The organism is Microcoleus sp. T3_B1 (assembly GCF_036700445.1).
Classification (GTDB): Bacteria; Cyanobacteriota; Cyanobacteriia; order Cyanobacteriales; family Microcoleaceae; genus Microcoleus.
In genome coordinates this window covers 1-5853 of sequence record NZ_JAUBOX010000162.1, presented here as the reverse complement: position 1 = coordinate 5853, position 5853 = coordinate 1, and the positions used below count along the sequence as shown (strand labels likewise).

The following is a 5853-nucleotide window of genomic DNA, read 5'->3' as shown; positions in this document are numbered from 1 at the left end:
AAGGAAGAAGGAAGAAGGAAGAAGGAAGAAGGAAGAAGGAAGAAGGAAGAAGGAAGAAGGAAGAAGGAAGAAGGAAGGCGCAATCTTCAGCTCATGTTTCAGCAATTAAGAACGTCATCATCGTCGGGCGTGGTTGCTATAGAAGGTAGAAGTTTGAAAAAAAAAATAGAAGCTCTATCGAAAGGTAGATGACCGAAAACACCAGTTAAGAAATTTTTAATAAAAATTCTGCTTTGGGAGGACGCGCCATCAAAATTAGGTTTTGGCCTCAACCAAAACCTAATTATATCGATATGTAACAAACCACATTATATCTGTGGCGACACGAGATATGTGGGGACACGGCATTGCCCTGTCCTTAGCCACCCGGAACGAGCTCGCCCAAATCTCCCATCCGTCCCCCCAATCCCCCACACGGTTGAGGCGCGCTACAATCAAAAATCGATCAACTTAGCACTCAGACTCAGAGAGTGCTAAATTTGCTAATGTAAGCGATTGGAGACAAACATGACCAAAATAGTTGCATTTAGCGACAAATCTCGGCGGGCACTAGAACGCGGCGTCAATCAACTCGCCGATGCTGTCCGCATCACCTTGGGCCCGAAAGGCCGGAATGTCCTATTGGAAAAGAAATACGGCGCTCCCCAAATAGTTAACGACGGTATCACCGTTGCTAGGGATATCGAACTCGAAGACCCCCTGGAAAATGCCGGCGCTCGCTTAATTCAAGAAGTCGCCTCCAAAACTAAAGATATCGCAGGCGACGGCACAACAACCGCAACGGTTATCGCTCAATCCCTCATTCGCGAAGGTTTGAAGAATGTCGCTGCAGGCGCAAACCCAGTCGCGCTGCGCCGGGGTATTGAAAAAACGATCGCCCACTTGGTGCTGGAAATCGAGAAATTGGCGAAACCAGTCGAAGGAAGCGCCATTGCTCAAGTCGCCACTGTCTCCGCCGGTAACGACGAAGAAGTCGGCGCCATGATTGCCCAAGCAATGGAAAAAGTCACGAAAGACGGCGTAATTACTGTAGAAGAGTCGAAATCTCTGACAACAGAATTGGAAGTTGTCGAAGGGATGCAGTACGATCGCGGATATCTTTCTCCGTATTTCGTCACTAACACCGATCGCATGGAAGTTGAGTACGAAAACGCTCGCATCCTGATTACCGACAAAAAAATTAGCTCGATTCAAGAACTAATTCCAGTTCTCGAAAAAATCGCCCGCACCGGTCAACCGCTGCTAATTATCGCCGAAGATATTGAAGGCGAAGCTTTGGCAACTCTGGTAGTCAACAAAGCCCGCGGCGTATTGAACATCGCAGCAACCAAATCTCCTGGTTTTGGCGATCGACGCAAAGCTATGCTTCAAGATATCGCCGTGCTCACCGGCGGTCAACTGATTTCTGAAGAAGTCGGACTCAGCATCGATACCGCAACCCTAGAAATGCTCGGTACCGCCCGCAAAATTACGATCGACAAAGAAAACACGATCATTGTTGCAGGCGAAGAACACAAAGCTGACGTGCTAAAACGGATCGAGCAAATCCGCAAGCAGCTAGAAGCGACGGATTCCGACTACGACAAGGAAAAGCTAACCGAACGCATCGCCAAACTCGCCGGCGGCATCGCTGTAATTAAAGTCGGCGCAGCTACCGAAACCGAGCTCAAAGACCGTAAACTGCGTATTGAAGACGCTTTGAACGCTACGAAAGCTGCTGTGGAAGAAGGTATCGTTGCCGGAGGTGGGACGACGCTAATTCACCTGATTACAAAAATAGATGCGATCAGAAATACTTTAGACACCGAAGAACAAGTAGGCGCTGACTTGGTGAAGAAAGCTTTGGAATCACCTTTGCGTCAAATCGCTGATAATGCCGGTGTTGAAGGTTCGATCGTCATCGAACGAGTGCGGGCTAGCGAGTTCAACGTTGGCTACAACGCTCTTACCGACGTGTACGAAGATATGATTGCCGCCGGGATTATTGACCCGGCTAAGGTGGTGCGATCGGCTTTGCAAAATGCCGGTTCCATTGCTGGTATGGTATTGACCACTGAAGCTGTGATTGTCGAAAAACCCGAGAAGAAAAAAGCCGGCGGCGACATGGGCGACATGGGCGGCATGGGCGGCATGGGCGGCATGGGCGGCATGGGCGGCATGGGTGGCATGGGTGGCATGGGCGGCATGGGCATGATGTAGTCTTCAGCCATTAGTTTGTAGTCTGTAGGGTGCGCCGCACCATGCGTGTAAACAAGCGCGTCTTATGTACTACCCGTCTACTGTTTGACGATTAAGGCAGCTTATCCCCCCGGCATCCCCTGATAGTCCGGGGGGATTTTTCATTCTCTTGTAGGGGCAATCCCCCCGTGGCAGCCCCAATCCCACCCAAGGGCTAACAAATCGTGGAGGGGTCGGGTCGGCATTCTTGGCACGACAAGAGTCAAAAGGCTGGTTTTCCTGAGAATGAAACAGCCCTGCCCTGATAGTCCGGGGGGACTTGAAGCTATCAAAGTTTCCTTCTTAAGGGAGATGCAATGGGGCTCGGCATTAAGCTATAAGCGATAGTTCTCAGGGATTTTAAGCTGAAGTTGCCACCTCTGCAGTACGCGCCCTCTGGGTCAACTAAAATCCTTCCCAGAAACCGCGTCTCCCCCTCTCCCCCGATCCTTTAAGACGAGGGAGTTACATTGTTGCTGTGCAAGTCTTGAGGAGATTGAAACAGAGTTTCGAGATAAACTCTCGCAGCTTGGCGATAACTGCGCGAAGCTTCAGGCGTACCGCTATCGGCATTCTGCAACAAAAACAGCGACAGGGCCGCGCAAAATACTCGGTCTAGATCCCATTCGGGATGGGTTTCCAGGTAAGTTTTGAGAGAATCGTGCAGCGTTTCGGGAATTTCAGCAAAAATACTGACTGTTGGGTTCATCATTTTTTTTAGTCTCGCTAATAAATTGAAAACAGAACCCCCCCTTCGGCCGGATACAGGTGCAGGCACAGCCGAAATCAGAGCGCTTTTTTTTAGGTCGGTCGCATCATTGTGCGCTATGAGGGGGTGGGTTTGTCAATGTTGCGAAATATTACAAACTCCTTTAGATAAAAAAAAAGTCTACCAAATAATCAGCTTTTTAGGGCATTTTTTGTTACATATCTTTATGTGTCGGGGGGTTTATGAGGAATTAGGCAGCAAGTTAAGGAAATCCCCAATTCCGCAGCAAGATGCTACCGTGCCGTTAATTTCTGTGGAAAACTTTGTCGAATCTGTGGAAAACCTCAGACTTGCCTGGGGAAACGCTGTGGAATGTTTAGGGAAAAGTCAGGGAAAAAATAAGAATTGCAAAGGGCATGGGGCATGGGGCATGGGGGCATGGGGCATGGGGCATGGGGCATGGGGCATTGTTGACTGTTGACTGTTGACTGTTGACTGTTGATTAATGTTATTGGTTATTTGTTATTAGCCACTGCAAAGGATTAACAACTGACAACTGACAACAGTCAACTGACAACAGTCAACAGTCAACTTCCTAAGTGCCACTCTGCCGCTTTTTGGCGGATGGTTGCCAATTCTGGCGGCGGCATTTTGTCGAGATTGGCTAAGATAAAGCTCATGCGACCGATCGACTGAAGTTTGTCCCGGTGGCGCGCTAGGAAATCCCAGTAGAAGAAGTTGAAGGGACAGGCATTTTCGCCCGATCGCACTGTGCGATCGAATTTGCACCCCCGACAATAATCGCTCATTTTATTAATGTAATTGGCAGAAGCAGCATAGGGCTTCGAGGCCAACACACCGCCGTCAGCAAACAAACCCATGCCCAGCACATTAGTCTGCATTACCCAGTCATAGGCATCCACAAACGCACTGTGGAACCATTTTTCTAGCTCCTGGGGCGAGATTCCCGCAATTAGACCAAAATTGCTCAAAATCATCAACCGCTGGATATGGTGCGCGTAACCGCTGCCTTCGACTTGAGTTAAAACTTGGCACAAACAGTTCATATCTGTTTTACTAGCGTCCCAAAAAAACTCCGGCAGTGGCTGAGTGTGGTTGAACCAATTCTTCTCAAAATAATCAGCATCCACGTAAAAATACATACCGCGAATGTATTCTCGCCAGCCCAGAATTTGGCGGATAAAACCTTCGACGCCGTTTAAATTTAAGTTTTTTTCGAGGTAGGCTGTTTCCGCCGCTTGAATAACTTCTAAAGGATGCAGCAAGCCAATATTGAGATACGGAGAAATTAGGGAATGCCACATTGTTTCCTCCCCCGTTACCATCGCGTCTTGATAAGGGCCAAAAGTGGGGAGACCCTGTTCGATGAAATTATCTAATACTTGCAATGCTTGCTCTCGTGTAACCCCCCAGCGAAAAGGTTCAATACTTCCGTAAGTTGGGAAAGATAGAGATTTAACTTGTGCGATAACTTCTTGAGTTATGGCGTCCGGTTCAAACCAGAGAGGTTTGGGGGTATCCAGTTTTCCTTTTGGTGGCTGACGATTTTCTTTGTCAAAATTCCACTTTCCTCCGACAGGTTTATTGCCATCCATTAAAATTTGGAAACGCTGGCGGCTGGCTCGATAGAAGTCTTCCATTAACAAACGTTTGCGGCTTGACGCCCAATCTTTGAATTCTGTTTGTGTCCAGAGGAATTGATTGTTGGGAATTAGGGTTATTTTACAGGGCAGTTGCAAATTTTGAACGAGCTGTAAAAAAGGTCGATCGTTCGGAGCCATCACCCGCACTTCGGTGATATTCTGAGCTTGTATCCAAGCTTTGAGAGGTGCTTCAAAGTCCTCCGATTTTGTGTAAGTAACTTGCCATCCACCGACGAGCAATTCTTCAGCCAAGTGCCGCATGGCCGACCAAATTAATACTAATTTTTGTTGGTGGTAGCGCCGGTGTTGAACGTGCTGCCAAGATTCAATTAAAATTATCGGTAGGGAGGGTTTATCATCTGTGCGGTTGAGGGCAGCTTGGTTCTGCCATAGTTGATCGCCTAATATCCAAACGCCAACAGTCATTTTACTTTTTTTTAGTGAAACTTATTTTTTACTTTTTATGAGGTCGGGCGGTCTAGTCAAGAAACTGAATTGATTGACAACTCACAACTCATATGTTTTCAGGTTATCCTGAAAACTTACTAGAGCATAACATTGATTTCCAAAGATAGGGACACCGGCCAGCAAATTGAAATTTTATCTCTGTGTATCCTTCGGATATTAATAACTTGGTCAGCGTCTCTACTGAAAAAAATTTAATGTGACCGTTATCCCAAAGAACGGTAAAATGTTGATCTAGTTTGCCATAAACAGCTAAAGCCAGATTTTTTAAATAGCCGTGATAGGGGGTGGAAATAATTAATGTTCCTCCAGGAATGAGGCATTTTTTTGCAGTTCTTGCTAGTTCTTTAGGATAAAGCAAGTGTTCGATTACTTCAATAGCTAAGACAACATCAAATGAGTTCAGAATATCGGTATCTGGAAGGTCGTAAATATCTGCTTGGATAAACTGACACTCTGGGAAACTTTGACGGGAGATGGCAATTCCGGGTGCAGAAGTGTCAACGCCGACAACTTCGCAGCCGTGCTCTGCGATAACGTGACTGAGGCTGCCATTGCCACAGCCGAGATCCAAAACTCGGAGTTTTGTCTTGCTGGTCTGCTGAAGTGTCGCCAGCATTTCTAAAAGGGGAGTAATCCCTAGGACGGGCTTTTCTTAGACATTTTCCTTATAAATCAGACAATTGGTGTAGACTGGAATAATTCACCTAACCAAACCCAGATATGTCCACATATGTACCACCAAGAATCGCTATTCAACGACTCGGAGTATGTTCAAAAACACGCTTAGCGGTGGGA

General features: G+C 47.1%; 5 protein-coding genes. 2 read left to right on the top strand and 3 right to left on the bottom strand.

The window, feature by feature from the left end; genetic code table 11:
* Positions 1-507: 507 nt before the first annotated feature.
* Complete coding sequence (gene groL / locus QT990_RS35185; protein WP_333144318.1) at positions 508-2199, top strand: chaperonin GroEL; 1692 nt, start codon at positions 508-510, stop codon at positions 2197-2199.
* 469 nt (positions 2200-2668) lie between these two features.
* Here groL and QT990_RS35180 read toward each other — a convergent pair whose 3' ends face one another.
* The gene (locus tag QT990_RS35180) at positions 2669-2926 is read right to left on the bottom strand and encodes a DUF2811 domain-containing protein (protein WP_050813024.1); all 258 of its coding nucleotides are present in this window, start codon (positions 2924-2926) and stop codon (positions 2669-2671) included.
* A 211-nt stretch (positions 2927-3137) separates the two neighbouring features.
* On the opposite strand from QT990_RS35180, the gene QT990_RS35175 reads away from it, so the two are divergent.
* Positions 3138-3407, top strand: a complete 270-nt coding sequence (locus QT990_RS35175; RefSeq protein WP_333144317.1) for a hypothetical protein — start codon at positions 3138-3140, stop codon at positions 3405-3407.
* 106 nt (positions 3408-3513) lie between these two features.
* Here the strand turns inward: QT990_RS35175 and QT990_RS35170 are convergent, their stop codons facing one another.
* Both QT990_RS35170 and QT990_RS35165 read right to left on the bottom strand, forming a co-directional pair.
* Positions 3514-5016, bottom strand: a complete 1503-nt coding sequence (locus tag QT990_RS35170; protein ID WP_333144316.1) for a cryptochrome/photolyase family protein — start codon at positions 5014-5016, stop codon at positions 3514-3516.
* Positions 5017-5119: 103 nt separating this feature from the next.
* Positions 5120-5674 carry a class I SAM-dependent methyltransferase gene (locus QT990_RS35165; protein WP_333144315.1) on the bottom strand — a complete coding sequence of 185 codons (555 nt, stop codon included), beginning with the start codon at positions 5672-5674 and terminating at the stop codon, positions 5120-5122.
* Positions 5675-5853: the final 179 nt, after the last annotated feature.